This is a genomic window from Desulfosarcina sp., from assembly GCF_033791525.1.
Classification (GTDB): Bacteria; Desulfobacterota; Desulfobacteria; order Desulfobacterales; family Desulfosarcinaceae; genus Desulfosarcina.
The window spans coordinates 1-4,059 of record NZ_JASJGN010000381.1; the positions used below are offsets into that span (position 1 = coordinate 1).

At 54.7% G+C, this 4,059-nt stretch carries 4 protein-coding genes; 1 reads left to right on the forward strand and 3 read right to left on the reverse strand.

Annotated features, from left to right (window positions below; all coding sequences use genetic code 11):
• The 3 genes from QNK41_RS18745 to QNK41_RS18755 all read right to left on the reverse strand — a co-directional run.
• Positions 1 to 273, reverse strand: a 273-nt coding sequence (locus QNK41_RS18745; RefSeq protein WP_319260022.1) for a hypothetical protein, incomplete at its 3' end; no start/stop codon positions are given.
• Between the two features lie 13 nt (positions 274 to 286).
• Complete coding sequence (locus tag QNK41_RS18750; RefSeq protein ID WP_319260024.1) at positions 287 to 1,141, reverse strand: HAD family hydrolase; 855 nt, start codon at positions 1,139 to 1,141, stop codon at positions 287 to 289.
• Positions 1,131 to 2,537 (reverse strand): hypothetical protein, encoded by a 1,407-nt coding sequence (locus QNK41_RS18755; RefSeq protein WP_319260026.1) that lies wholly within the window; start codon positions 2,535 to 2,537, stop codon positions 1,131 to 1,133. Before QNK41_RS18755 ends, QNK41_RS18750 begins: the two co-directional genes overlap by 11 nt.
• Positions 2,538 to 2,661: 124 nt before the next feature.
• On the opposite strand from QNK41_RS18755, the gene QNK41_RS18760 reads away from it, so the two are divergent.
• Complete coding sequence (locus QNK41_RS18760) at positions 2,662 to 3,903, forward strand: glycosyltransferase family 4 protein (protein ID WP_319260028.1); 1,242 nt, start codon at positions 2,662 to 2,664, stop codon at positions 3,901 to 3,903.
• Positions 3,904 to 4,059 lie beyond the last annotated feature (156 nt).

Genomic DNA, 4,059 nt, shown 5'->3' on the forward strand with positions numbered 1-4,059 from the left:
TTCTGAAAAGGTGTCGAGGTGGGCCACGACAAAGATGGACTGCCTTTCAGCCGATGCACCACGAATCAAACCGATGGGATTGCCGAAATCATCGATGCTGCACTCGTCCACCTGAAATTCGGCCAGGCGTTCCACCAAGCACTCCGCGCGCCTTCGCTCGTGAAAGGTGGGGGCAGGAATCTGTCCGATGAGGACGATATTGCTGATGATGATTTCACGAATCTTTCGTATTTGATCCACGAACGTGGGCAAGACGTCGAGATATTTTTCCATAACAACCTCATGTTTAAGGATGGCCGGTTCCAGCGATCAGTTGTCGTAGATCGGTGACGATCAAATCCGGTGATAGATCGCTGCACCGACCATCGGATGCTCTTAGACGCAACGATCGTCGGTCCCCGGCAAAAAGCGCGGTCTTGAACCCCACAGATGAGGCAGGCAGAACGTCGTTGCGCATGTCGTTGCCCACAACCAGGACAGACGCAGCCGGAATACCCATGTCGACGAGGACCGTTTTGGCCCGTTTGAACATAACGCTCGATGGCTTGGCATATCCCTCGCGCCAGGAGAAGAAGAGCAACCGTTGATCAAACCCCCGCCGCCCAAGTGTTGCCCCGAGAAACCGTTCGAGCACATCAACGGTGTAAAACTGAGCATTGGAGATAATCCCCATCGGCATCTTGCGGGTTTTGCAAGCCAGCAGCAATTCCTCAAAACCGGGCATGGGATAGGCTGAGTTTACCAGAAGTTCGTACTCCAGGGCAAAGTCTTTCGCCCAGGTTATGTCATCTATCCCAAGCACCTGCTGCCAGACCTGGACGATATCGACCTCGGGGTAATCGATCCCCTGCTGCCGCCGGATACGGTGTGCATTTTCTATGGTTCGGTCCAAAGCATCCACAAGGCTTTTGGGTGTGCGGTCGATAGCGCAGCGTTTCAGCAGCCCCTGCAAGTCGTCTATCCTCTCGATTGGACGCCGATTCAGCCCGATATCCCCTGCCCCGCTGATCAGCAGAGTGCCGTAGACGTCGAAGAGCATGGCCGAAAACCGCTGCATTTTAGACAGATCCGGGGCAACCCCGGTGGGAATCGGCGCCATGGGACGGATATGCCGCTCGAATATGGCGTCTCTATCCTTCATACGCACCCCATTTGAGCAGTGAGAATCGGTCGAGATTGAAAAACACGTCGCGCAAGGCCCCCTTGTCGATGCGATGGAAAACTGGATGGTTGACAACCTGATCGTAAATTGCCAGGAGGCGATGCCGGTATTGTGGCGTGCCATAGTTCTGCAATATTGCACGTCGATTATTTTCGATGATCGCCGACATGTCCGCAACCTCACCGGGATGGGAGAGCCAGGGATTCAGCCGGACCAGTTCCAGCTTGCTCAATGGGTCGGTGGCCAGGCGTGCGAGGACCTGACGTTGAAATTTCTCGCTCAACAGGCCGAAATCGATGATTTCATCGCGAATCAGACAGGCAAGGGCGCGTTTTGCCTGATCGTCTGCGACTATGTGACCGTATCGTTCACCAGCGCCGAAGACCGCACAAAGCCAGTCCCGAGAAAAGGCATCGGCATCGATCCAGGTCAGAGGAACATTGAGGCTGTCATATAAAAAATCCAGCTTGATCCCATTTTTCTCGAAATCTGAAACTATCTCCCCGAGCCGCCGCCCCCACAATAGCTTACCCGCGGTCCAGGGTTCGAGAAAAGTCAGTCCGAACCCTTCGGAAATGCTCGTGGTGACCATCGACTCCGAGTTTTCTACAAGTGTGGAAAAATCAGTGTTTTTCCCGACCTCAAAATCGACGTTCAGGTTGTTTTTCCTCACCCAATCGATCCAGTCCCGGTAGCTGGAAGCATCTGCTGGACTGTTCGGCGGCTGTGTGACGGCCAGCCGCTGTTGGTTTTTGAAAAACATGGACAACAGGATGGCCTCACCCAGGTTTTTGCGCCGAATGGCGCGGACCGGATATAGAATCTGCGCCTTCGGGCATCGGCCCTCCTTTCCGGCAAGGCCTTCGACGGCATTGGGGATGTGGTGAAGGCCGGCGCGATCAAGACCGGCCCTTATCAGGATGTCAGCATCCCGGGCGTTGATCACGCCGTAATGGCAATCGGTCGGATAGTCCTCCTTGAAATAGAGATCGGGCCGGCCGTCTTCGGCGAAATCGTGGATTTGCAGAAAAAGGTTGACCCCGGCCTGTTGCAGCCTTTTAATGATTTGGAGAAATTGCCGGTTCTTGGCCAAGGTCGGGTTATGCACATGCAGGACGTCGCATCCGTCCGGCCACTTTTCATTCAACGCCTCGAGCACCCGCTCGGCAACCACGTCGGCTGCCGGTGGTGAAACACCCGGCTGGTCGTAACCCAATTCGTGGATTTCCACCACCTGACAAGGCAATTCGGCGGCCGCCCGATCCCCCGTCAGGACGAGGGTATCAAAAGTGCCATGGATGGCCTCGACCTGCCGCTTAAGGACAGTGGTGACGCCTCCCGTTTTCAGATGGTAGTGAATAAAGGCGATCTTCATGAAACCCCCGCAACGGAACCATCGATCATCGACCGCTTGTCGGAATAATCTTGGCGTGTGTTGTCATTGTTGAGTAACAGGGGCGGATTGTCAACCGCCTATGGTCGTGTCTGAAGGAGGCACAATGAGTAAAAATATCGGATTTGTGTCCACCCGCTTCGCAGGAACCGACGGGGTATCACTGGAAGCGGCCAAATGGTCGGAAATTTTTGAGCGAAGCGGACACCGTTGTTTCTGGTTCGCCGGTGAAATAGACCGTGACCCGGAGCAGAGCCATTTGGTTCCTGAGGCTTTTTTCAAGCACGAAACGAATAAAGCCATCGACGTGGAAGTTTTCGGCAGGAAACGGCGAAGCCCTGAAACGACCCAAGCCATTCATGATTTGCGGACGCTTCTTAAAAAACGGCTATATGAATTTATCGATCGGTTCCGGATCGACATGCTGGTGGCGCAAAACCTGCTGACGATTCCCATGCACCTACCGTTGGGTCTGGCCATGACCGAAGTCATCGCGGAGACCGTGATTCCCACGGTGGCGCACCACCACGACTTTTACTGGGAGCGATCCCGCTTTTCGGTCAATGCCGTGGGCGATTACCTTCGCATGGCTTTTCCGCCCAGCCTGCCGAACATCCAGCATGTGGTCATCAACTCTGCGGCCCAGGAGGAATTGGCTCTGCGAACCGGCATCTCGTCGGTGATCATTCCCAATGTTCTGGATTTTGAAAACCCGCCGCAGCCTGACGAAAAGGACACCCATGCATTCAGGCGGAGGATCGGCCTGAATCCCGAGGACTTCCTGATCCTCCAACCGACGCGAATCGTACAACGTAAAGGGATCGAACACGCCATCGATCTTGTTCACGAACTTGGGAATCAGCACTTCAAGCTCCTGATCTCCCACGAGGCCGGCGACGAGGGCTACGAGTACGCCGAATGGCTCACGGATCATGCCCGAGAGCGGGGAGTGGACCTTCGCTTGATCGGCACCCGCGTTGCGGACGCACCGGACCGGCCTACACTTTGGAAGCTTTACGCGCACGCCGACTTCATCACCTACCCCAGCCTTTACGAAGGTTTCGGCAACGCCTTCCTGGAGGCGGTTTATTTTAAAAAGCCTCTTCTCATCAATCGCTATGCCATCTTCGTTCGGGATATCGAACCCAAGGGTTTCGACCTGATTGTCATGGATGGTTTTCTGACCAAGAAAAACGTCCAGAAAGTCAGGGAAGTACTCGAAAACCCGGCGCTACTGGAACGGATGACGGCTCACAATTTCGCCGTGGCCGCGCGTCATTACTCCTACGCCATGCTTCGACGGCAATTGGACAACCTGATGGCCAACTTCTTCGGTGTCAACCATTAGCGGCGTTTCGCATCAGCCATACGGTTTGGTAGGCAGAAAGAGGAATCGAACCGGCGTCAAATTGATTGCCACTGAGAAGATCGGTAACCCTTGAATGCGCATTCTGGCCCGGCAGACCAATGGTCAGGGTACCGGTGGAAAAGTTGGTCAGTGCAT